Below are 21,317 nucleotides of genomic sequence, written 5' to 3'. Positions count from 1 at the left end.
ATAGTATTTATGAAATTGACACTTGATAGAAGCCTTAAATTCACCTGGCCTGCAACCCCCCTCGCCTGGACTGGAGGGTTACAGGGGGAGAGAGACTTACTGCTTTTGACCTCTTGGTGTCAGAAGCCCTAAAACAATAGCTACAATAAAGAGCGCTGGAACATCACCATATAAGTGACCGGTGTGTTCAGGATAGTACAAAGCCTGAATAGCCATAATACCACCATGAACAATACTTGACCAAACAGTAAACCATATCAAACTTAGGTTATTAAGGGGATTGCGAGCAGCCATTATGAGAAACAGACCTAAAGTCGCATAAATACCTAATATCATTTGCAGATACATTGATATGCCTGTTACATGCCATGCCCACCCGGCAGGCCAAACAATAGTCAATGGGTAAATACCAAAAATAAATATCAGGCCAATAATAACTAAAGCAATTTTTAAATATTTTATTCTTTGCGGCGAATCCATGCCTTTCTCCTGTAGAAGACGTCAACCAAAATAAAAAACTACCACACCGGGTCGCTAATAAATCATCATTCATGATAGGAGATATCAGAGAAAAATAAAAGCGAGCTATTTCTGACATTTATCAAATCAAAAAAACTTGAGGGTCGAGTGTAAAATAATCTAATATCATCAAGTTATTCAACAATGCCCTGTTGCAGAATCTGTCAGTTAAAGAGCGTTATGATTGTTATCTTCCTACATGGCTGGAGTGTCACGCATACCAATACTTATGGGGCACTTCCCCTATGGCTTGAAAGCCTGGGCAAAGACGGAAAGCTTGATATTCAAGTCGGCAATATTTATCTCGGGCGATACATCAGCTTTGACGATACCGTAATGGTTGACGATATAGCACGTGCGTTTGATCATGCAGTACGGGATGACATTGCTGATAAGCTACAAGATGGGGAGCGTTTTGCCTGCATTACTCATTCGACCGGTGGACCCATAGTTCGAAAATGGATGGATTTATACTTCGGGAATAATCTTGCCAAATGTCCTTTGAGCCATCTTATCATGCTGGCCCCCGCCAACCACGGTTCTGCTCTTGCCCAACTTGGTAAATCCCGGCTAGGCCGTATAAAGAGTTTTTTTGAAGGTGTTGAACCGGGAGAGCATGTACTTGATTGGCTTGAGCTCGGCAGCGATATGAGCTGGCAACTTAATGAAAGTTGGCTGGATTACGATTGCCCTGCTAATGGCATCTATACTTTTGTACTTACGGGCCAGAAAATCGATCGCCAGCTTTATGATGCCGTAAACTCCTACACGGGAGAAGCCGGATCGGATGGCGTGGTACGTGTAGCTGCTGCAAATATGAATTATAGTTTGTTGAAATTACATCAGGAGGGGACTAACGGTGACAGTCTTGTTGTCGCGAAAATGAAACGGGCACAGCCAACGGCATTTGGGGTTCTGCCCGGGCTTTCGCATTCCGGTAAAAATATCGGAATTATCCGTAGCGTTACTATGGCCAACGCGGCCACCCACCCTACGGCAATATGGGTTCTGCGATGCCTGCAAGTAAAAAATCGTGACGCCTATAATACACTGGCAAAAGAACTGGATAAGATAACTAAAGAAACTCAGAAAAATGAGCATACAGAATCAGTAAAGACACTTATCTATAAGCGTGAGTATATCACCAACCGCTACTCCATGATTATTTTCCGGCTTATTGATGACCGGGGCAATCATCTTGTCGATTATGATCTTTATCTAACGGCCGGACCCGAATATAGCGAGCAGGCGCTTCCTGCAGGTTTCTTTGTAGATCGCCAGCGAAACCTGAATAATCGAGGAAAACTGACTTATTTTCTTGACTACGATATTATGGAAGCCGGGATTAATACGCCAAAAATGCAAGGTAATCTGGGGTTCCGTATTAAGGCATACCCTCAGTCAAGTGGCCAAGCCCTTGCCTATTACAGGTTGCTTGATTTTCATTCCTCGCTTGCTGACATTAACAAAATTCTTCATCCAAATGAAACAGTAATGATTGAAATCATGCTTCAGCGACGGGTAGATAGAACGGTCTCCCGTATTACTAACAACCTTACCCCAGCAAAAATCAGTGTGAAACCGACTGGAAAAACGGTAGATTGACATCACTTCTGTGTAATGTGTTTGCCCATTAAAATATGATAAACATCATCTTTAAGAACAGAACTTTTAAAGATTTGTAATTTTACTTTCTTTATAAATATCTGAAATTTTTTCACCATCCCAAATATACCTTAAATGACATCCCTGTATTGGTATAGTGAGTGCGGGAGGTCTTAATACAGCCACACACAAGCCATTTAAATTTCTTACACTTGGATAAAGCAAACCCCATTCTTTTTTTTCAAAAATTTTTTTGCCAAACTCCTGGCTTTTACTATAAAAAGATGGATCGGGATTAAATAATTCTTTATATTTTTTTCCTGTAATATCTATTAATGGTTTTTTTATACTAGCCGCATATTCTCTCATTGAGATCGAGCAAGGTTTTTCATTTGACGCCCTATAAAATCTTTCTCGATGAAAGCTGGTTTCCTTTATTGCTGTTTCAAGTGATGAAGCAGCATAATATACACCAAAACTACCATCACTAAATCTTGACTCAAATCCAATATGTGTAAAAGCAGCCATAATCGGAGTGGAGCCGGGGCCACCGTTCCAATCCTCTTTATCTATCAAATTTATTTTACCGAACTCTGCAAGAATTCTTTCATTGGTTAATCCTTCAAGCAGAGCTATTTGTTCGAGTTCTTCCGCAGAATCTGCCCAATCAAATAACGTTACGGGTGGAAATTTAGAGGGTATTAGTCGATGCACTTTTTTACTATAATCCATATAAGAATACATCCTAATAACCTCTCCAGAAATCCAGGAATTTTCTCACGTCTGCAAGACGAACCATTCCTCCTTCCAACATATATTCTTTTGGCGTTAACCCATGAAAGGGAGGCAAGTCATTTTTACGATTAATCCACGTCCTGGCTTGTTCTCCATCTTCAAACAAGATACGTAACGATTTATAAATCCCTAAAAGATAAGAGACCCGTTCTTTTTGATCTCTATTTAATTTTGCTTTGCGGGAAGTATAGGTGGAGCGAGGCATATCCCCCATTAAAATGCGGGCTTCATTTTCTTTTAAATCAAAACGCTCTACAAGATTGGTTAAAGATTTCCACACCACGTTATCTGGTATGCTTTGTAAAGAGTTTGTATTGGTTTGCATAGTAAACTCCCGGGTACTTTCTACTACATTATAGTACCCGCAGGGACAATTGTCTATGTAGGGACATTCTGGCAAGTAAATAAATGGCACGGGCTTTTGAAAAAAATACCCGACATCTCGCTATAACAGCGATAATATCGGTCACTTCCGGACAAACATGCCAATCCTGTTTTTATCGAATATAGTATGGTGTCATTGTTTTATGATTTATAACCGTAAAAAAGACAGTAAATCAATTTAGTTTGGCTTGGCACTAAAAAAGTGAGGGTTTACAGTATGAGAATAACGACCCTCAACATATAATTGCCAAATTACAACCTTACGAGAATTACCCCATCCGGGGTAAATGGCCAGATCAATTTGATCCAGAGATGATAGAAATGGCAGCCCGGATAACACAAAACTGGTGTTTATCAGTAGAGTTGCCTTTTGATAGGAGATGGATATGATTTATGATGTTTATCAAGAGCAATGTCCTTCAAGAATCGTTTTAGAGATTATTAGCGACAAGTGGGTCATTTTAATCATCCAATTGCTTGCAGAAAAAAGCCATCGCTTTGGGGAGTTAAGACGATCAATTGGTGGCATTACAGCCAAGGTACTGAGCTCACTGCTTAAAAAGTTAGAATCCTATGGATTAGTCATCCGTGAAGACAAGTCAGGTTTGATATTACATGTGGAATATTCCTTAACGCTATTGGGTATAAGTTTGAACAAGGTTTGTCAATCTATTACACAATGGGCGGAGAGTCATATCGATGAACTTTCACTAGTGCGAGCTGACGATAAATTTTAAAGCGTCGCCCTTTATAAACATTGTCCAAACCACTTTATCAGGGTGTATTCGCCTAGATTATCATAGATATAGGATAAATATAGGGTCAGCTCTTGTTCATAATTTCCATTGAGGAAGGAATCATTTGTATTGATTATTGGTTCATGATGAAAAAAATTGCCATCAAGATATTCATTACAGAAGTCATGATAATCTTTGGTGAACAAAAGAAATGTATGCCACATATTATCAATATCAACCATTTCTGGATGAATCACGCAATAAAAATTCAGTGATTCATTATGGAGATTATTGTTTTTTTCTGACTTATGCTTAAAACAGAGCCAAACAAATTTCATTAATTCAGTTAAAGCGTCTTCTGCCTGCATTTTGGCATTAGGGTAATCCTGAGAATATCTAGAAATGATCTTATTATTTTTATAATACAATAATGTATTTAAATTAGGTAAGTACATTATTTAGCCTCCAAAAATGCGGATGCATCATACTTCTCGTATGATGCATCATTGATTACCCAATACATGTTCCTGGGCCACACCATCCTTTACGTTTCTTTAGTACTTTTTCTTTAACAATTTTTTTGATAATTTTGTCCTTCATAATAACTCTCCTCTGTTGAGTAATAAAAATCATTATCGAGAATATGAAGAAATTATTTATCAGTCAATTAGTTACCAATTAGTAACTAGTACAACGTTTCACTGATTCTGTCCTGTTGCCAAGGAGACAGGAGAGGTAGGTCGGGCGCCTGGCCCGACCTACGACTTGACCCGCTGTCGCAGCAATAACAAACTAGCAAGACAACTTCAGTGAAACGTTGTACTAGGGCGTGTCCTCATTCTGTTTCGCGAGCTAAAAGTTGGGATAATTTAGCGCAAATTGCAGATTGAATGAGGAGAATAGCCAGCCCTATTTGACGAATTCAAACTGTAATTTGAGCAAATTAGTACAGGTTTTAGTCGTGAAACAGAATGAGGACACGCCCTAGTCAAGGAAAATTTATGAATGACAGAAATTGGGAACACTATTATAAAATTACGAAGCAGATCACCTCGCCACGAAAAACGCTACTAAAAGCAATCGAAATTTTTAGTAATGGGAATAAAGCAAGTCCTGCTAAACTAGCAATAGATCTTGGGTGTGGTTCGGGCACTGACGCCATTGAACTTTTAAAACATGGCTGGTCAGTACTCGCCATTGATTATCAGCCTGAAGCAATATCTACTTTATTATCTTTATGCCCTCCATCACTTGAAAATAGATTAGAGACAAAGGTAATGCCATTTGAATTGCTAACTTCTCTACCAAGATCACAATTAATCAATGCGAGTTATAGTCTTCCATTTTTAAAAGCAGATAAATTTTATCTAATTTGGAATATGATTTTAAACGCACTGCATCAAGGTGATATCTTTTCAGGGACTTTTTTTGGAATAAATGACGGTTGGAATGGCTCTAAAAACTCAGATATGACGTTCTTTAATCATAAAGATTTATCGAATTTTCTTATGCCATTTGAAGTAGCATTTCTTGAGGAAGAAGAAAATGATAAGGCTGATGCGATGGGCAATATTAAGCATTGGCATAAATATTTTGTTGTAGCCAAAAAACGTTAGAATTTTTATTTAATAAAGATTGGGGGAAATTAATATATAAATCAATGAGTCTGTAAAATTTTCTGTGTAACTAGCCATTCCATTATTCAGTAACTCTATCACCGAATTCGATCATAAACCGATTCATAGCTGGCTTCCAGTTGTGGATCGGCATTGTCCATTTCCGAGCAATTCGTTCAATCGCAAGATAGAGCAATTTAAAAACTGATTCGTCAGATGGGAACATTCTTTTATTTTTAATTACCTTTCGCAAAGTCATATTCAACGATTCGATGGCATTTGTCGTATATATGGCTCGACGGATGTCAGCTGGATAATCAAAAAATGGGGTAATACGTATCCAGTCTCTGCGCCATGAGGAGCTTATGGATGGGTATTGGTCGTCCCATTTCTCAGAAAATGCTTCCAGCGCCATTTCAGCCTCAATGAGTGTTTTGGCACTGTAGATTGTTTTTAAATCAGCAGCAAGGATTTTACGGTCTTTCCAGCTGACATAAGCCAATGAATTTCGAATTTTGTGTACAATGCAAAGCTGAACTTTAGCGTGTGGATATACTGTTTCAATGGCTTCTGGAAAGCCAGTAAGTCCATCAACACACGCAATAAATATTTCATCCAGGCCACGATTTTTTATATCTGTCAGTACGTTTAGCCAAAATTTTGCGCCTTCATTTTGGCTAATCCACATGCCCAGAAGTTCTTTGTAGCCATCTGTATTAACACCCAATGCCAAATAGACGGATTTGTTAATAATACCTTTGTCAGTCTTTACTTTAACGACAATACAATCCAAATAAACAATGGGGAAGCAACTATCCAGAGGCCTTGCCTGCCAGGCACGTACATCTGATAAAACCGCGTCTGTCACGCTTGAAATCAATGTGGGTGATATGGTTGTACCATAGATTTCTTCAAGCTCGCTTTGGATGTCGCGTGTACTTAAACCTCGGGCATAAAATGAAATGATTTTTTCATCAAGACCATCAAAGCGGGTAGCGTATTTAGGGATAATATGAGGTTCAAATGTGCCTGTTCGGTCACGTGGCACCGCAATTTCCATTTCGCCTTCATTAACCTGAATAGTCTTCTTGCTGTACCCATTACGACTGTTGCTCTTGCGTTCAACAGCCTTGGCATGCTTGTCATAGCCTAAATGATGCGTAAGTTCTCCGGATAGCGCAGCCTCTAAGCCTCGACGCTTTAGCTGTTTAAAAAACTCAGTGAAGTCTTCTTGCGTTTTACACGTCTTGGCTATTTCCTGAGCCAATTCATCTATATCATGAGTCATAGTTTGTCTCTTCTTTAATGCCTGTCTGAAAATAGGCAGATTATATACTATGACCAATTACACAAAATTATTTACAGACCCCTACTAAAGGCTTTTATTCTATCTTCTTATTTTTTGGGCACGTTTTGGGCTGTTTTTCACATCGCTTTTGATCCCCTGTTGCGTCTGTTAGGCTTCTAATCTCTGGATGAATACGAACATCAGACTCTTTAAATAACCTAAAGTCATGTCGCTTGCCATTGGAAAAATTGGTGCAAATAATCTCTTTTTTCTTCTTATCTACGACAATTTGAGTCTTTATCGTATGTCTTTTCTTTTTGCCTGAATAAAAGTGTTTTTGTTTTTTTTAGGTCTCTCAATGGGAATTTCAGTGGCATCAATTAACACAACATCATATTCAACATCACTTTTTAGTAGCGCTTTACGCCCAGGCAGTGAAAACGTCCATTCTTTAATGAGCGTGTCTTCCACCCATCGTATATTTCGATAACACGAACTTTCACTAAGTCCATAACTTCGTGAAATATGGAAATAAGTTCTGTATTCACGCAAGTACTCCAGTGTCATTAGCAACCGTTCTTCCACTGCTAATTTATTTGGCTTTCAACCTTTCGCTTTTAATTCTTCTTCTGCCTTACTCAATATGGTTATCATCACATCAAATGTTGTGCGTTTAAGCCCGGTTAATCTGCGAAATCCTTCCTCTGACTCTTCTTTAATTTGTTCGAACTTCATCAACATCCTTGCAAAATGCCAAAAAGATTAATCTAATCTAGCGGTTATGCAAGAGCTCTAGTGAAAGCAATGGTAAAAGGTCGATTAGTCAAATTGATTAACACAAGCAGACCACTAGGAATGCTAAGCTACAAAAAATAAATCCGCATCCACTAGTTGAGTTCAATCCGTATGCTTTAGCATGGATGTTACAATTTTTTTCACCGTCCTCCATTATAGTGCCACTAAATCACAAAATTTGTAACGTAATTTATGGCGTCCATCTACTCATTTATAACGATGAACATTTCAAAAGATTAAAGAGGTTTTGGCTGTGTTTTGATAGCATGAGGGAAAACAGATTCTGCATCCACTTTAGATAAATTTTCAAAAAGTTGGCCATGCTCAACCACAGCTTGTCGAACCCTTTCAAATTCTTCTCTATCTTCGGTTTTCTCAGCGGATTTGGCACTTGCCCAAAATTGCATTAATTGTCCATGTGAATCTTTATCAAAGATTTTATCTTTGAGTAACTCGATAGGTGTGGATAAAAACTTTGCTGAATAATTCATTGCTGGTTGGAAATCATGATACGCACCTATGTATGCTAATTGATGTCCCACTAACTCTGGATTATTTCGAGCCAAACTAAGGCTTAACTTTGGAATTATAGGACTGGTATTTTGGATAAAAATAATTTTTTTGCCAGAATCCAGCATAGTTTGTATTGTCCGTTCGATATGCTCGCTTTGATCTCCTTCGGCTAGTTGACTTTCATTACCATTAATTGGGAACACAGATGATACATATAGATGTTTGAGTACGTTATTTTGATTGGTATTCGGCTTTTCACGTTTGATTTCTTCGAAGAATTTATACCCGGGGTCAATATTGATTACCGTAACTGCGGCTTGAATAGATAACCCCTCGGCCAATGGGGGCGTTTGTTGGATTTTTGAACCGCCACTACCGATAGAAATCACCACGATATCGACAGACTCATCCTCTATTACTGAATGTAAACTTTTATTAATTTGATCAAAAGCCATTGGTTTGGACCTAGCTGCTATGTGAGCGCTTTGAATAACCGATATTTCATCTTCGGTAAAATCCATCTCTTGAGAAATGATTTTACCAACTAATATTTCAGCGGTGTCTGTTGGATAATTATAACTAGCGGCAACTTTATCAGTGTATTCTTCCAGACTTTCTCCTTGCATGCCTTGTAATATAAATGTCAATTGATCCATTAATTTTTCATGGTCAGGAACATCCACGGTCAGATCGTATTGTAACTCAACGGCTTCTTCCTCACGACGTTTTGCCAACGCTTCTTGCTGAATCCTGGCATTATCACTCAATTGCATGGCTCTTTCTAGGTCAGTATCAGTTGTTACCCTTCTTTCGGCCTTTGGTTTAGAAAAAAAACCATATTTTTCTAACTGATCTGACTTGGCTAATTTTGATGGTTCATCATCATGTTTATTGGGCACGGTAATACCTTAAAATTTATTCGCAACTCATGATTATAATTATAGCATTATGGTCTTAAAAACTCTTTTCTGACTTATATGACCTGCCCCGGGATTTTCAGACCAACTTAAATTAGAGATAATGCCCCGTCAACTCGGGGGAAAGCAGATGAAAAAGAAACGTTATTCAGCAGAGCAAATTGTTCGTATTTTACGAGAAACGGATCGTGATACCGTACCTGAGGTTGCCAAGCGTCATGGTGTATCAGAAGCATCGATTTATGTCTGGCGTAAACGTTTTGGTGCGATGGGTAATGAAGAGGTTAAAAAGCTAAAATCTCTTGAGTCTGAAAATGGTAGATTGAAGAAGCTACTGGCAGAGCGAGATCTTGAAATCGAAATCATGAAGGAGATTGCCGTAAAAAAATGGTAAGCGTACAGGTTCGCAAGGAACAAGCCATTTATGCAATTAACCGTGGTTTGAACCAATGCAGGGCTTGTAAAAAACCGGGCAGGTCAATCGCATGGGCTTCGAACCAAATACTTTGTTTACAAATTACGTTTTTTCTTCAGGACTTACTTTCAATAAATTTCTTAATATCCTCAACTCTCCAAACGGTGATTCTTGGTCCGAGCTTAACTGGGTGTGGAAAACGACCAGATTTAACCCACCATGTAGATTTGCCTACTGGAATTATTGCAGGAATGGGAGGGTTAGCTTTTTTGTCACCAATAATTTGCTTCAATCTTAAAAAACCTGTTTCTGAGAGTTTGATCATAAAGATTTAAAATTTGTGAAATTGGCGAATATTTTATCTAGTTAAAAATATAAATCTACCTTTCTATAAAGTATCTGCCCAAAATATTTTGGGCAGATATTGGGTACTTTTCCAAAAATTTTGGGCATATTTTGGGTGATTTTTGAGCCAACGAGAAACCACAAAAGACAACCTCAATCATGGAAAATTATGGTTTATCTCGTTGATTTACAAGGGTTTACGATGGTCTTTAGTGGTCTTTGATGGCTTGAATAATTGGTGGAGGCGGCGGGAATCGAACCCGCGACAATTTCTCATAACTTATTGATTTATATAGCCCTAATTTTCGACTTACCAATTTTGGGGCGTAAATGGGGCATTTTTGACGCTTTTTCTCTAATCCCTAAAATCGCAACCCATGATCTCATGTTTAAGCCTATTAACTTTAAACAGTTTCTCGATTTTATGCAATTTACTCTCTGAACTTAACAAAAAGTGTTGAGTTCATAAAGTGAATTGCATTGAGATCATTATAAGCGCAACCAATTATTCAAATCAGTTGGCCACCAGAGGCAACACGACTTTATGCAAGGAATTTTTAATGAACAACTTAACGTATCTTATTATTTACGTTAAGTTGTTTAATGATAAGTATAATATACATTAAACCATTAACAACTTGATAATTACATTAATGTATCCTATTATATACATAATAAGGCGTAAGGTATAATATAGAATACATTAAGAGTTAAAATATGAGTAAAAAAATACATTCACCCATTCCTGTGCAGAAAGCTTTAAGAAGGTTGGGTAAGAACATTAGTGATGCACGTCGTCGCCGTCGTATACCAATGGAGCTTATGTCAGAGCGCTCTGGGTTTTCTCGCATCACCTTATCTAAGATTGAAAAAGGCGATCCAAGCGTATCCATGGGTGCGTATGCTTCCGCTCTTTTTGTTTTAGGGATGCCTGAGCAATTGGCACGTGTTGCTGATGTCTCTCAAGATATTGTCGGACGTGAACTTGAAGAAGAAAGTCTCCCGAAAAGAATTAGAATGCCACAAAGCGATAAAGAGGAAGCAAATGAGTAGCCAAGAAATATATGTTTCAATTGACCTTGGCGAAAATACGCACAAGGTCGGCAAGCTCTGGTTTCATCAGCGTGGTGCAAGGCAAAGTGCGTCCTTTGAATATGATCCTGAATGGCTGAAACATTCAGAAAAGTTTGCTCTTGATCCAGCGCTTCAATTAACCGCTGGCGCATTTCATACCACACCAGACCAGATATTATTCGGTGCTATTGGTGATTCTGCGCCTGATCGCTGGGGTCGTGTGCTGATGCGCCGAGCAGAAAGTATGCGGGCTAAATCAAAGGCAGAGACAGCAAGAACACTGTCAGAAGTAGATTATCTGTTAGGCGTTAATGATGAAGCTCGTCAGGGCGCATTACGTTTCTCACTACAAGATGGCGGGCCATACTTAACCCCAAAAGATAAAGAGAGCATACCTCCTTTAATTGATCTTCCTCGATTACTTTCTGCAACGGAGCATTATCTTAATGACGAGGAATCAGCTGAAGATTTAAAAATATTATTGGCACCTGGGTCATCTCTTGGTGGCGCACGGCCAAAAGCATCTGTCAGAGATAAAGACGGCCATCTTGCAATTGCTAAATTTCCAAAAAAAGATGATGAATTTAACGTGGTTGTCTGGGAAGCTGTTGCCCTGAGCCTTGCAGAAAAAGCAGGTATTGAAACAACCGATTGGCGTTTGGAAACAATCATGGACAAACCAGTGTTGATTCTGCGCCGTTTTGACCGGCACGAAGGTCAGCGTGTTCCGTTCTTATCTGCAATGAGTATGTTAGGCGCAAAGGATAATGACCCCCACAGCTATCTTGAAATTGCTTACGCCATCACTCAATACGGTGCTAGTCCAAACAGTGATCTAGAAGAACTGTGGCGGCGTATCATCTTTACCGTGTTGATTTCAAACACAGATGATCATTTAAGAAATCATGGTTTTTTATATGAACGTCATAAAGGTTGGCGGTTGTCGCCTGCCTATGATGTCAACCCAACCCCCGTTGAAATGAAAGCACGCATGTTATCAACGTCAATTGATTATGATGATCCAACCGCTTCTATTGATTTGGCGCTTTCCGTTATTGATGAGTTTCGGATAAAGAAAGCAAGAGCACTTGAAATCATAAAAGAGGTTGCGTTAGCTGTAAGTGAATGGCGGTCGGTTGCAACTCAATTTGGTTTGACAAAAAGGGAGATTGACCGCATGACTTCAGCTTTTGAGCATGAAGACTCAATGAAATAAGAATCTGATTTGCATCGGTATCAAATCCCAATCAAGAAAATTTACTTGGGACTATTTTTTAACTTGACCAGTCAATGGCGAGGACCAGTCATTCACTGTCGTATATCCTGCTAAGGTAGATGTATCTGGAATCCATCTGCCATAATTTTTGATAATCATTTCTGTATCTTTATGTCCCATTTGCTTGGCAACCCATAAGGAATTTTCACCGGCAGAAAGCATCATCGAAGCATAAGTATGACGGGTTTGATAAGGGTTGCGGTAGCGAACCCCTGCTTTTTTTAATATATGTGCCCAACAGGTTTTTCGAATTTGACCGTCTGTTTCCCAAGGAGTATTGGTGCGAGGGTTATAAAACACACGTCCCCCTTCAAGAAAAGTAAATCTCTTTTGATTTTGCAGAGCCTCTAATGCCGGTGGTAGTAACAGCACATCGCGCTGACCAGATTTTGTTTTAGTGCCTTTTTCTTGTTTAAGAACAACAGCTCTTGATACCCTTATAATCCCGTTTAGCCAATCAATATCGCCCCATTCTAAAGCGATAAGCTCCGATGTACGTAAGCCACTATAAAAGGCAAATTGGAATAGATTTCGTGCCTGGTCCTTTGCTTCAGAAAGAATGGCTTTAATTTCATCTTGATTAAATGGATCAACCTCCCAGTTGCTGCTGCGAGTTTTCTTATCAACCAACTTAGATAAAACCAATCTATCCAATGGGTTGGAGGTAATCATGCCATCATTTAGCGCTTGATCTAGGGTGTTTCTTAAAGGGGTTAAAATATTTCGTATGGTTTTAAGCGTCAATTCAAGCTTTGTCACATAATTACGAATCATCATAGATGACAAATCTTTTACAGGAATATCGCCAAATGCCGGGTATAAATGGGCTTCACACGCTTTCCTATAGCCGTTAAAGGTACTGGGCTCAAGTGTTTTTTCAGCAATTTCCATATATTCTTTGAGCAATTCACCAACAGTAGATTTCACCACTGAATAGCCAAACATTTTTGACCTTTGGGAGTTTGGGAAATAATCCTGGTAATTAAACGTACCCACACTTATGGCGTTTAGAATTTCACCCCTTAACCTTTCGGCATATTTTATATTTGCCTTGGTTGGTTCAATCTTCAACGTCTCACGACATCTTACGCCACGATAAGTAAAATCGATTCTAATACATTTACTGGAATCAAGTTCCCGAACACTTATCCCGCGCGCAACCGGATATTCGTTGCTTTGTTGCCGTTTTCCACCCATCGCTCAACCTCAACTAAATTGATCCATATATTACCATCTGGTCCTACTTTACATTGTACACCATCTAACCACATGCCGCGCTTTCGTTTGGCGTGAACAGCATTAGACGTGTCACCAGATATCTCGCAATATTTTTTTAATTTTACCCAGTTCATAATCAATATTTCCTTCTATATTTTGTAAACTAACTACCCAGCAAGCGAGCAGTCTTCCTTGTTCAAATTGATTTCAAGAATAATCTGATATAGCTTCATCAATTCAACTTCAGATTTGAAACTACTTGGCACAGAATCATGGCAATATATCATCCGAATATTATCCAGTGATGAATGCGACAATTGGGCTATGTGTTTCAAAGTGTAATGGGTTGAATCTAAGATATACTGAATCATTCCTTTGTATATGATCAGCCTTGAATGATGTTCCATGGATTGTCCTCCTCCTTACAGCAAAGTAAGTCCTCGATGCTGCTTCTTGAGCTAACTGGGTAATATTTCCCATCAATTACACATAATCTACATGAAATTTGCGTAAATTATGTTACTATCAACTTTTACATCAGTGTAATTCGTTACATAGATGTAATTTATTACATGAATGTAACGGTGTCAAGGTATGACGACAACTTTTTTAAATGAGACTAGCCAACTGCAACTGGCAAAGACACTAAATGAATTGCTAGGGCGAGATGAAAAACTTACTCCCGCTGCGCTCGCGCGTAAATTAGGTATCCCTACCAATAAAATCACCAGAATTTTGAATGGTGATGTCACCGATCCTAAAGCAAGCACACTGGTCCAGATAGCAAATTATTTTGATATAACTATTGAGCAATTGCTTGGCTTGGAGCCTATTACAAGGCAAGGTGAGGCTCATCAGGCAGAGAGCACAAGTCGTCCACTGCCTGTATTTGAATTTAGTCAGGGAGTAGACTCGAAATCTCCACAAGAATGGTATCGATGGGCCGAAAATGATGTTGATGGGGAATATAGTGCTCTGGTAATAGATACGGATTTATATGAGCCGACATTCCCACAAAATTCGCTTCTGATTATAAATCAAGATATTACCCCAGATGATCGATCGTATGTAATCGTAAAGAAGAAAGGTGACTCAACACACTATTCAATTAAAAAATTTGTTGTTGAAGGGAATGAACAATATTTATATCCCATCAACCCGAAATTGCCTGTAGAAATTTATGATGATAATTTATACACTGTTGTAGGTGTAATCCTTGAGGTGCACCAAAAATTGCGTTCAAAATAGTTAGTAAGTTGTAAGGATGTAACCATGGGAAAATGGACCCCAAAAAGCAAATTTCTTCGCTTTGTATATCAGCAAACTGTTGTAAGATTCACCGGTCAGGTGAGAGAACCATATCTAATTCGCATTGATCGAATATTTACTCATCCCGATACCAATGAATTAACAATCGCGTTTCATATCGCCAATAAACGAGTCAATCAAGAGACGTCAGTAGCTGATTTTGTAAAGTCGGATATGATCTATCTTATCGATCCAAGGGTTGTTTTTGATATTGGTCAGCAGTTTGGTGCTCATTCCGAACAGCTTACTGTCCTTGAAAAGAAATCGCCCAGCTTGAAAGCAAAGTGTTTTACTGGTTTAAAGCGAGTGTTTGTTGATGAGTAGCCAGCTTTCGGGGAAATCTAAAACCCCACTTCACTTCAAGCTACTTCATACGTTGATTGGATTTACTGTTTTCTTTTCCTTAATTACAGTTCCTGCTGAAGCTCAAGTTATCAATATATTTGGCATATCCACTGCTTCAGAATTTCTATGGTGGCCTATCGTATTTTTTATACTTCAGTTAATACAAAATGCTTATGGATACTCATATCTGCGTCATACCGTATACTTGGTTATGCTTTTCCACGCTTTGTATATTTTGTTTTTAAAACTAGCCATCTGGTTGCCATCATCTTCATTTTGGCAACTTCAAGAAACTTACACTCAAGTACTTGGTAGGGATTTATTTTACCTCATAAAGAGTTCAGTACTGATATGGGGAACGACTTTATTACCAGTCAGATACGTTAAGATTTCAAATGAAAAGGAAACTCGCTATATATTATTTGCTTCTTTGATGGTCTTTTCTTTACTTAATATGTATTGGCTTATTCCAAAATATACAGTCACTATCTCGCAACTGATCATTCCTCCAATGATTTATTGTTTTCTCAGTATTTTTGCTCGCCAATTGTTAAGGATTGTTGTCAATATTGAACAGTCAGAGCCTAGGGAAGATAATAGTAAGCAGCTGTTTAAATTTCAGTTGCCAAATAGCACGGGCAACCAAAACAACAAGCTTTTTAAATATCATCACATGCTATTTTGCTCCAGCATTGTATTTTTCATTGCCTCCAAAACTATGGCCGCCAAGTTTATTTCAATTGGATTTTTAACGATTAATGTTGGCGGAATAGTATTTTCATTGGCTTATCTTGCTGCTGATATGATGACAGATGTGTATGGCATTGAACGCACTAAGCAAATGGTCTTGTTTGTCATTTTTTGTAATTTACTGTTTGTGTTTGACGTTTGGCTAACCAATCTGCTGGCAATTGGTGGAAATGGCTCATTTAAATTAATTCTTCATAATCAAGCACGGATGTTTATTGCTTCAGCAACGGCATTTTTTCTTGGAATGACGATTAATTCGACGGTGATTTCAATTATAAAATCCAGGCAGCGCAAGCGAGGCATTTCCCTTAAAAAGGAATTTATCACCACAGTTTGGACAAGAATTGCGACATCTTCAGCATTTGGGATTATAATAGATGTCAGTTTGTTTTCCCTTGTGGCATTTTATGGCATTGTGCCAAATGATAAGCTGGCAAGCGTTATCCTATTTGAGGATGCTTACAAAATATCTTATGAAATTGTATTGGCACCGATATCAATTCTGTTGATCTATTTCCTGAAGGTGAAAGAGAAGGTTGATATTTATGATGAGCTATCGAATCTGAATCCATTTAGAATCGATACAAACTATAAATTCAGTGCTAATAAGTTTAATGAAAATTATATAAATCCGAAGAGAAGTAACGATGGATAAGCATATATATGATTTTATGACAGCAACAATAGAGGTCGCATCAGAAAACCCTATAGCTCCTTTTGGCGCCATTATTGTTTATGATGATAAAGAAATACTATTAAAATCCGTCAACAGTGCACATCATCATCCATTAATGCATGGTGAGCTGTCGGTGATACATACGCTTTTTGATAACGGTTTTGATGGTGATGCCAGCAAATTAAGTCTTTATACAACGGCAGAGCCATGCCCCATGTGTGCTGCTGCTATTTATTGGGCTATGATTCCGAAAGTGGTTTATGGGTCTTCTATCGCATTTTTGCATGAGTTGTTTGGCCGACAGATTCAAGTTGGGGCTGAAGAAGTATTATCAAAAACACCGAATTTTTATAGCTGCCAATTGATTGGTGGGGTATTGGAAGACGAGTGTAACAAGTTATTCTCTGAAGCAAAGAAACTACGAGGTCGAAAGTAATAGCTAAGCAAGCGTAATTTTATTCGAGGGGTCTTTCAGGTTTATTGATAATTTTTGTTCATTAATTCTGCGTATCATATACTGTACACAGGACTTTATGGATTCATTGAGATCATCCCAATACTCTTCTTCATGACCGATACAGATTGATTTTGCTCTATCCATGACTGGCTGGTGTTTTGAAGTTAAACGTCTAATCACCCAGTCCGCTGCATCTGGCTTAGATCTAATCATATTCGTTTCTAAGGTGCTCCAAATACGCGCCAAGGTTAGCAATACATTCCGAGTATCATCTTCAAGATCATCTGTTAACCTATCCAGGTCGTTGAGCATTGCTTTCATAAAGTCATAGTATGGGACAGGCGCTAATAACTGTTCAGGGTTTTCTCCAGCCAAAGTATGACTTTTCAATAATATTTGAGTGATAATTAAAGCAAGGTCTGGCATTTCTTGACTTTGCCAAGATTCGAAATTTCCCATCTCATAAGATTGGCGTAACCACTCACCATATTGGAAATCGAAAAGAGGGGGATATTGCCAAGGGTTTACAGCCGCTTTTTCTACCACTGTCATTTCAATGGGTGGCTTGATACCTTTCATATAAATACCAGATATATGAAGAAGTTGGGTTGTAAGTTCTATTTTTTCTTCCGTTGTTGAGGACCGGTTTGTTACTACGAATAAGTCAATATCACTATATTTTTGCAAACCACCTACAAGATAAGAACCATAGAGGTAAGCACCAAGTAAATCTCTTCCAAAGACATTTTTTAACAGCCCGAGGCAATCACTCAATTGCTGTTGTATTTCATTAGTGCTTATCACGATTTAACTATTGCTACAGTCAAAATATTGAGACTCTGAGCAGGCTTCAATTTTTGACCTTCCATATCATATTGGTTAATAACTTCGAACCCATTTCTTTCCAAGATGGTATGCAATTCTTGAGCTGTGTATAGTTGAAGGCTAAATGTATTTGTCTTGTAATCCGGCTCGGCATCGTCCTTAATGATTGTATATTTATCATGAGAAATAAGTAGACCTTTTTCTCTATCAATCTCTGAATATTGCTGATTACGAAATTTCACACCATCGACTTCTGTTTGTATATCCATCTTGAAGTTTTTTACAACGTCTTCTGTCAGAGCCTGTAAGTTAAAGATATCAAAAATATATATGCCGCCGGGGTTTAAGTTGTGACGTATATTTTGCAGCGTTTTTTCAAAATCGGACCTGCTGACATGCCCGATAGCGCTGAATATGGTAATGACTGCGTCGAACTGTCCCAAATTAATGTTACGCATATCTCCTTCACGAAATTGTACATCAAGTTTCATTTCCATAGCTTTGTTTTGCGCAATTTTAATCAAATCAGGACATAAATCACTGCCTGTAATTTCATAGCCACGCTGGGCCAAATATAATACTTGTGAACCCGTACCACAGGTCATATCCAGGACAGTCTTGATTTCTTGTTCTTTTAATAGTTTTTCAATAAGTGCATTTTTATTCTCAGTTTCTTCATTTATATTATGAGCATCAAAAAACTGTGGTAGTTGTTGGTATTCGATAGGAAGACCAAGCTCATCTTCTTTCTTCATTTTCTTGTACCTCGGAGGGCTTAGGCCAATGATTTTATCATGATAAGGTGATTTGGTTCATGACTAAATGTTGTCTTCGTAAAGCCAGCCTTTTCATAACAGCTAATAGCTTGGAGGTTATTGACATTTGGATCGACGATTACGGCGTTAAACTGATTAAGAAACTTTGAAATAAATTGATTAATCACTAACTCGCCTAACCCCTTGCCTCTAAAATTATCGGATGCAATAAAAAGGTCGATTCCCGCCAAGTCTTTCGGCAGCGATTGTTCAAAAATCGGATGTTTATAATCATCAATGCCATCCGGCAAAGAGTTAGAAAGCACATAGAATTGAATAAACCCTAGAGCTGTATTATTTTGGTACACGATAAAACTCGGTACATGTTCCTCGCCTAGAATTCGGGGTTTGTATTTTTTCTCTATTTCATCAAATGACCAGTTTTTATCTCTGGCATACCAATGCTTGATGGTTGGCTCATAGAACCATTGATGGAGTAAGTTTAAATCGTCTTGTCTAAGTGGTTTAAATTTAAAATGGTTCATAGCTTATATGTCTCTGCCTCTATAGCACACTGATTTATAAATTTATTTACCTCGGCATCGGAACGAAATTCTATAAGTCTAACGTTAGGATATTTCAGCTGTAGCTGTTTCAAAATGGGATCGACTCTACCCTCAAAATTCCACATATATTTCAATAGCGACCATCGTACTGTTTCAGGGCAGTTTGGTGCTCTATCATCAATGCTTGGATGTTTATGAAATAATCTTTTAAAAACCCGCCAGTAACATAACCACCTGGGAAAATTAAAATATAGGCAGAGATCTGAACATGCATAGCGCATTTCATAGGACTTGGTCGAATTTCCATCAATGATCCAGCTTGCTCTGGAAATCATGTCCTCTTGTGATGATAAAAATTTTTGGTAATCACGCTCGATCCAGTTTTTTTCGAAAAAATACTTATCTAAGTGAAAAACTTTGATATTCAATATGTTAGCCAGACATATAGCAAATGTGGATTTGCCACTACCAGGTCTTCCGATAATCATGATCTTTGTATGTAATTTGCTGCTCTCAGTCATTACGCACCTGTTAGCTTATCCTCGTCAAGCCACTGTATTAATATATCAATTGGATGCATGAGTTAACTTACAATTTTACTCAGAAAGAACAATATAAATGTGCATGAAACGGTAAGTAACACAGCCGATGATAACAATTTAAATTGGCTTGTTTTCTGCGTCTGTTGGTTCAAAACCCGAGCTTCTTTCAGCGAATCAGATATCATTTTTTGCATTACTAATGCAGATTCATGAGTCGCCTGTCTTAGTATTTTATCCATAGTCTCTTTACTACTAGCCAAAGCAGCATTAAGCACTCGCTCAGCTTTATCCTTAGCATCATCCTTCCACTGAGAGGAAATGTTTTCCATTTCCTCTTTAAATTGAGCCAGCATTGCTTCTTGTTCTTTTCGATTTTCTGCAAGCAATTTTTCATTCATTGTTTGAAGTATGAGGACTGGATCATCTTTACCCAGAACAACACCATGCCTGAAAGCAATATCTTTAATTGCTTCATTCATTTTATCTGTCATTAGATCACCATGGCGTTATCAATTTGGCCAAATAATTGATCTCGAATCAGCTTCAATCGTTGCCTGGTCATAATATTTCGCTCAGGGGAGTTGATGGCTTCATTAAACGTCATTTTTTGTTGCAGCATATCTGTGAGATCCCGTCCAAAGGTTTCTTCCTTTAAGTCGGGGATATTAATGAGTGCGGCCACACGATCCTTATTCTCCTTATAGACTTTCAATTGCTCAAAAGGCTTCCCCTCATGTTCAATCCTTCCCCAATACGGATTTAGCCATACAACGAAGCGGATATCTTCAGGTAGTTGATTCACCAAGTGAATAAAGCCAGTAATGGTATCGAATAAAGCCTGGCCGCCGGTGATAACTGAATGGACAATCAGTTCATGCCCCATGCCTTGTAATAATGCCGGTACTTGGTTGCTGATGATGTAGTGTGACAGTGGTACAAAAGAGCTTGCTCCGTTATCAATGATGATATCTTGATCTGATGTAGCAATTTTTTCAATCAATGTGTCAAAATGACGAGGGTTAATCTCATCTCCCTCCATAATATCAAGACGTTCAACATTAAGTGCTTTAAAACCATGAAATGTGGCGTTAATGGGATCGGTGTCTATACAAAGTGGTGTTTGTTCTTTATGGTGTTTATATTGTGCGGTTGTTGCTGACACAAAGGATTTGCCGACACCGCCTTTGCCTTGCATCGTAATATGTATTTTGGCCATTACAAGAGTTCCTCCAAGTTAGGAATGGGATTATAAGTAAAGCCCTTGATTTCATTTGTGGCGTTACTTTTCTTCTTCGTATCTTCCTTGGTTTTCTCCTGCGGCTCATTCTTTTTATCATTACGAATGAACTGTGCTACATATAAGCGAAATGTTTTGTATGTGAATGAAATTTTTCCTTCCTCAGTTAATGTCTCCCAAATTGCTTTCATTGACCAGCCATCAGATAGCGCTCCAATGATGTCTTTCTTTTGAGCAAGAAAAGCCACTTTATTTTTGGAGTTGTTAGCGCCATTTTTTTTAGCTTGTCTTTTTGCAATTCTCTCACTGAGTGAACTATTCATCTCATCCCATATATTTTTTGATTTATCGCTCTTAAT

The 21,317-nt window shown here is 38.3% G+C and carries 24 protein-coding genes and 2 pseudogenes; 10 read left to right on the top strand and 16 right to left on the bottom strand.

The genetic code is table 11. The features are described from left to right. Positions 1-96 precede the first annotated feature (96 nt). Entirely contained in the window at positions 97-480 is a 384-nt protein-coding gene (locus CKW05_RS01300) for a DUF6632 domain-containing protein (protein WP_058483281.1), read from the bottom strand. 219 nt (positions 481-699) lie between these two features. On the opposite strand from CKW05_RS01300, the gene plaB reads away from it, so the two are divergent. Next, positions 700-2,124, top strand: coding sequence for a phospholipase PlaB (gene plaB / locus CKW05_RS01295; protein ID WP_058483282.1), 1,425 nt, complete (start codon positions 700-702; stop codon positions 2,122-2,124). Positions 2,125-2,190: 66 nt separating this feature from the next. Here plaB and CKW05_RS01290 read toward each other — a convergent pair whose 3' ends face one another. Both CKW05_RS01290 and CKW05_RS01285 read right to left on the bottom strand, forming a co-directional pair. Next, positions 2,191-2,856: an RES family NAD+ phosphorylase gene (locus CKW05_RS01290; protein ID WP_231950651.1), complete on the bottom strand. Its 666-nt coding sequence runs from the start codon at positions 2,854-2,856 to the stop codon at positions 2,191-2,193. Positions 2,857-2,869: 13 nt separating this feature from the next. After that, positions 2,870-3,244: an antitoxin Xre-like helix-turn-helix domain-containing protein gene (locus CKW05_RS01285; RefSeq protein WP_058483284.1), complete on the bottom strand. Its 375-nt coding sequence runs from the start codon at positions 3,242-3,244 to the stop codon at positions 2,870-2,872. Between the two features lie 445 nt (positions 3,245-3,689). Here CKW05_RS01285 and CKW05_RS01280 point away from each other — a divergent pair, with 445 nt between their 5' ends. Further along, positions 3,690-4,040: a winged helix-turn-helix transcriptional regulator gene (locus CKW05_RS01280; RefSeq protein ID WP_231950650.1), complete on the top strand. Its 351-nt coding sequence runs from the start codon at positions 3,690-3,692 to the stop codon at positions 4,038-4,040. Between the two features lie 11 nt (positions 4,041-4,051). On the opposite strand, the gene CKW05_RS01275 is transcribed toward CKW05_RS01280, so the two are convergent. Next, positions 4,052-4,495, bottom strand: coding sequence for a glycine-rich domain-containing protein (locus CKW05_RS01275; protein ID WP_058483286.1), 444 nt, complete (start codon positions 4,493-4,495; stop codon positions 4,052-4,054). A gap of 546 nt (positions 4,496-5,041) precedes the next feature. Here CKW05_RS01275 and CKW05_RS01270 point away from each other — a divergent pair. Then, the gene (locus CKW05_RS01270; protein ID WP_058483287.1) at positions 5,042-5,656 is read left to right on the top strand and encodes a class I SAM-dependent methyltransferase; all 615 of its coding nucleotides are present in this window, start codon (positions 5,042-5,044) and stop codon (positions 5,654-5,656) included. 82 nt (positions 5,657-5,738) lie between these two features. Here the strand turns inward: CKW05_RS01270 and CKW05_RS01265 are convergent, their stop codons facing one another. The 3 genes and pseudogenes from CKW05_RS01265 to CKW05_RS01250 all read right to left on the bottom strand — a co-directional run bounded on the left by CKW05_RS01265 (position 5,739) and on the right by CKW05_RS01250 (position 9,151). After that, positions 5,739-6,944, bottom strand: coding sequence for an IS256 family transposase (locus CKW05_RS01265; RefSeq protein WP_058483852.1), 1,206 nt, complete (start codon positions 6,942-6,944; stop codon positions 5,739-5,741). A gap of 148 nt (positions 6,945-7,092) precedes the next feature. Further along, positions 7,093-7,679: pseudogene (locus tag CKW05_RS15520) on the bottom strand (transposase family protein); the annotation flags it as partial. A gap of 296 nt (positions 7,680-7,975) precedes the next feature. Beyond that, positions 7,976-9,151: a hypothetical protein gene (locus tag CKW05_RS01250; RefSeq protein ID WP_058483909.1), complete on the bottom strand. Its 1,176-nt coding sequence runs from the start codon at positions 9,149-9,151 to the stop codon at positions 7,976-7,978. A 148-nt stretch (positions 9,152-9,299) separates the two neighbouring features. Here CKW05_RS01250 and CKW05_RS01245 point away from each other — a divergent pair. The 3 genes and pseudogenes from CKW05_RS01245 to CKW05_RS01225 all read left to right on the top strand — a co-directional run. Beyond that, a pseudogene (locus CKW05_RS01245) lies at positions 9,300-9,631 on the top strand (transposase); the annotation flags it as partial. A 1,015-nt stretch (positions 9,632-10,646) separates the two neighbouring features. Beyond that, positions 10,647-10,982 carry a helix-turn-helix domain-containing protein gene (locus CKW05_RS01230; RefSeq protein ID WP_058483912.1) on the top strand — a complete coding sequence of 112 codons (336 nt, stop codon included), beginning with the start codon at positions 10,647-10,649 and terminating at the stop codon, positions 10,980-10,982. Beyond that, positions 10,975-12,219: a type II toxin-antitoxin system HipA family toxin gene (locus tag CKW05_RS01225; protein WP_058483913.1), complete on the top strand. Its 1,245-nt coding sequence runs from the start codon at positions 10,975-10,977 to the stop codon at positions 12,217-12,219. The genes CKW05_RS01230 and CKW05_RS01225 overlap by 8 nt, the downstream gene beginning before the upstream one ends. Before the next feature lie 51 nt (positions 12,220-12,270). Here CKW05_RS01225 and CKW05_RS01220 read toward each other — a convergent pair whose 3' ends face one another. Further along, on the bottom strand, positions 12,271-13,476 hold the full coding sequence (locus CKW05_RS01220) for a site-specific integrase (protein ID WP_058483914.1): 1,206 nt from the start codon (positions 13,474-13,476) through the stop codon (positions 12,271-12,273). Continuing rightward, complete coding sequence (locus CKW05_RS01215; RefSeq protein WP_011945372.1) at positions 13,425-13,631, bottom strand: excisionase; 207 nt, start codon at positions 13,629-13,631, stop codon at positions 13,425-13,427. The genes CKW05_RS01220 and CKW05_RS01215 overlap by 52 nt, the downstream gene beginning before the upstream one ends. A gap of 460 nt (positions 13,632-14,091) precedes the next feature. Here CKW05_RS01215 and CKW05_RS01205 point away from each other — a divergent pair, with 460 nt between their 5' ends. From CKW05_RS01205 to CKW05_RS01190, 4 genes are read left to right on the top strand one after another with little or no spacing between them, the layout of a single operon-like run. Beyond that, positions 14,092-14,745: a helix-turn-helix domain-containing protein gene (locus tag CKW05_RS01205; protein ID WP_058483916.1), complete on the top strand. Its 654-nt coding sequence runs from the start codon at positions 14,092-14,094 to the stop codon at positions 14,743-14,745. A 24-nt stretch (positions 14,746-14,769) separates the two neighbouring features. Next, a complete protein-coding gene (locus CKW05_RS01200; protein WP_058483917.1) occupies positions 14,770-15,129 on the top strand; it encodes a hypothetical protein in 360 nt (119 codons plus the stop codon). Further along, positions 15,122-16,555 (top strand): VUT family protein, encoded by a 1,434-nt coding sequence (locus CKW05_RS01195; protein ID WP_058483918.1) that lies wholly within the window; start codon positions 15,122-15,124, stop codon positions 16,553-16,555. Before CKW05_RS01200 ends, CKW05_RS01195 begins: the two co-directional genes overlap by 8 nt. Then, positions 16,548-17,012 carry a nucleoside deaminase gene (locus CKW05_RS01190; protein WP_058483919.1) on the top strand — a complete coding sequence of 155 codons (465 nt, stop codon included), beginning with the start codon at positions 16,548-16,550 and terminating at the stop codon, positions 17,010-17,012. Before CKW05_RS01195 ends, CKW05_RS01190 begins: the two co-directional genes overlap by 8 nt. A gap of 3 nt (positions 17,013-17,015) precedes the next feature. On the opposite strand, the gene CKW05_RS01185 is transcribed toward CKW05_RS01190, so the two are convergent. The 7 genes from CKW05_RS01185 to CKW05_RS01155 form a co-directional block, all read right to left on the bottom strand. After that, the gene (locus CKW05_RS01185) at positions 17,016-17,837 is read right to left on the bottom strand and encodes an aminoglycoside adenylyltransferase family protein (protein WP_058483920.1); all 822 of its coding nucleotides are present in this window, start codon (positions 17,835-17,837) and stop codon (positions 17,016-17,018) included. Beyond that, positions 17,834-18,613 (bottom strand): class I SAM-dependent methyltransferase, encoded by a 780-nt coding sequence (locus tag CKW05_RS01180; RefSeq protein ID WP_058483921.1) that lies wholly within the window; start codon positions 18,611-18,613, stop codon positions 17,834-17,836. Before CKW05_RS01180 ends, CKW05_RS01185 begins: the two co-directional genes overlap by 4 nt. 20 nt (positions 18,614-18,633) lie before the next feature. Further along, entirely contained in the window at positions 18,634-19,158 is a 525-nt protein-coding gene (locus CKW05_RS01175; RefSeq protein ID WP_058483922.1) for a GNAT family N-acetyltransferase, read from the bottom strand. Positions 19,159-19,309: 151 nt separating this feature from the next. Next, positions 19,310-19,486, bottom strand: a complete 177-nt coding sequence (locus CKW05_RS15270; protein ID WP_156413339.1) for a hypothetical protein — start codon at positions 19,484-19,486, stop codon at positions 19,310-19,312. A gap of 276 nt (positions 19,487-19,762) precedes the next feature. Then, positions 19,763-20,212 (bottom strand): conjugal transfer protein TraM, encoded by a 450-nt coding sequence (locus CKW05_RS01165; protein WP_058483923.1) that lies wholly within the window; start codon positions 20,210-20,212, stop codon positions 19,763-19,765. Further along, complete coding sequence (locus CKW05_RS01160) at positions 20,212-20,937, bottom strand: ArsA-related P-loop ATPase (protein WP_058483924.1); 726 nt, start codon at positions 20,935-20,937, stop codon at positions 20,212-20,214. Before CKW05_RS01160 ends, CKW05_RS01165 begins: the two co-directional genes overlap by 1 nt. After that, complete coding sequence (locus tag CKW05_RS01155; RefSeq protein WP_058483925.1) at positions 20,937-21,281, bottom strand: TraK family protein; 345 nt, start codon at positions 21,279-21,281, stop codon at positions 20,937-20,939. Before CKW05_RS01155 ends, CKW05_RS01160 begins: the two co-directional genes overlap by 1 nt. Positions 21,282-21,317 lie beyond the last annotated feature (36 nt).

Origin of the sequence: Legionella spiritensis, from assembly GCF_900186965.1 — a bacterium.
GTDB classification, from domain to species: Bacteria; Pseudomonadota; Gammaproteobacteria; order Legionellales; family Legionellaceae; genus Legionella_C; species Legionella_C spiritensis.
Note: the sequence above shows the minus strand (reverse complement) of the source record. Positions and strands in the feature narration are given on the sequence as shown.

What these genes read in the sequence shown, in the direction of transcription:
- CKW05_RS01230 (WP_058483912.1), top strand. Translation starts at nt 10,647, where the DNA reads ATGAGTAAAAAAATACATTCACCCATTCCTGTGCAGAAAGCTTTAAGA.
- CKW05_RS01220 (WP_058483914.1), bottom strand. Translation starts at nt 13,476, where the DNA reads ATGGGTGGAAAACGGCAACAAAGCAACGAATATCCGGTTGCGCGCGGG.
- CKW05_RS01165 (WP_058483923.1), bottom strand. Translation starts at nt 20,212, where the DNA reads ATGACAGATAAAATGAATGAAGCAATTAAAGATATTGCTTTCAGGCAT.
- CKW05_RS01225 (WP_058483913.1), top strand. Translation starts at nt 10,975, where the DNA reads ATGAGTAGCCAAGAAATATATGTTTCAATTGACCTTGGCGAAAATACG.
- CKW05_RS01190 (WP_058483919.1), top strand. Translation starts at nt 16,548, where the DNA reads ATGGATAAGCATATATATGATTTTATGACAGCAACAATAGAGGTCGCA.
- CKW05_RS01300 (WP_058483281.1), bottom strand. Translation starts at nt 480, where the DNA reads ATGGATTCGCCGCAAAGAATAAAATATTTAAAAATTGCTTTAGTTATT.
- CKW05_RS01215 (WP_011945372.1), bottom strand. Translation starts at nt 13,631, where the DNA reads ATGAACTGGGTAAAATTAAAAAAATATTGCGAGATATCTGGTGACACG.
- CKW05_RS01175 (WP_058483922.1), bottom strand. Translation starts at nt 19,158, where the DNA reads ATGAACCATTTTAAATTTAAACCACTTAGACAAGACGATTTAAACTTA.
- CKW05_RS01285 (WP_058483284.1), bottom strand. Translation starts at nt 3,244, where the DNA reads ATGCAAACCAATACAAACTCTTTACAAAGCATACCAGATAACGTGGTG.
- plaB (WP_058483282.1), top strand. Translation starts at nt 700, where the DNA reads ATGATTGTTATCTTCCTACATGGCTGGAGTGTCACGCATACCAATACT.
- CKW05_RS01205 (WP_058483916.1), top strand. Translation starts at nt 14,092, where the DNA reads ATGACGACAACTTTTTTAAATGAGACTAGCCAACTGCAACTGGCAAAG.
- CKW05_RS01275 (WP_058483286.1), bottom strand. Translation starts at nt 4,495, where the DNA reads ATGTACTTACCTAATTTAAATACATTATTGTATTATAAAAATAATAAG.
- CKW05_RS01200 (WP_058483917.1), top strand. Translation starts at nt 14,770, where the DNA reads ATGGGAAAATGGACCCCAAAAAGCAAATTTCTTCGCTTTGTATATCAG.
- CKW05_RS01155 (WP_058483925.1), bottom strand. Translation starts at nt 21,281, where the DNA reads ATGAATAGTTCACTCAGTGAGAGAATTGCAAAAAGACAAGCTAAAAAA.
- CKW05_RS01290 (WP_231950651.1), bottom strand. Translation starts at nt 2,856, where the DNA reads ATGGATTATAGTAAAAAAGTGCATCGACTAATACCCTCTAAATTTCCA.
- CKW05_RS01280 (WP_231950650.1), top strand. Translation starts at nt 3,690, where the DNA reads ATGATTTATGATGTTTATCAAGAGCAATGTCCTTCAAGAATCGTTTTA.
- CKW05_RS01265 (WP_058483852.1), bottom strand. Translation starts at nt 6,944, where the DNA reads ATGACTCATGATATAGATGAATTGGCTCAGGAAATAGCCAAGACGTGT.
- CKW05_RS01180 (WP_058483921.1), bottom strand. Translation starts at nt 18,613, where the DNA reads ATGAAGAAAGAAGATGAGCTTGGTCTTCCTATCGAATACCAACAACTA.
- CKW05_RS01270 (WP_058483287.1), top strand. Translation starts at nt 5,042, where the DNA reads ATGAATGACAGAAATTGGGAACACTATTATAAAATTACGAAGCAGATC.
- CKW05_RS01195 (WP_058483918.1), top strand. Translation starts at nt 15,122, where the DNA reads ATGAGTAGCCAGCTTTCGGGGAAATCTAAAACCCCACTTCACTTCAAG.
- CKW05_RS01160 (WP_058483924.1), bottom strand. Translation starts at nt 20,937, where the DNA reads ATGGCCAAAATACATATTACGATGCAAGGCAAAGGCGGTGTCGGCAAA.
- CKW05_RS15270 (WP_156413339.1), bottom strand. Translation starts at nt 19,486, where the DNA reads ATGGAAATTCGACCAAGTCCTATGAAATGCGCTATGCATGTTCAGATC.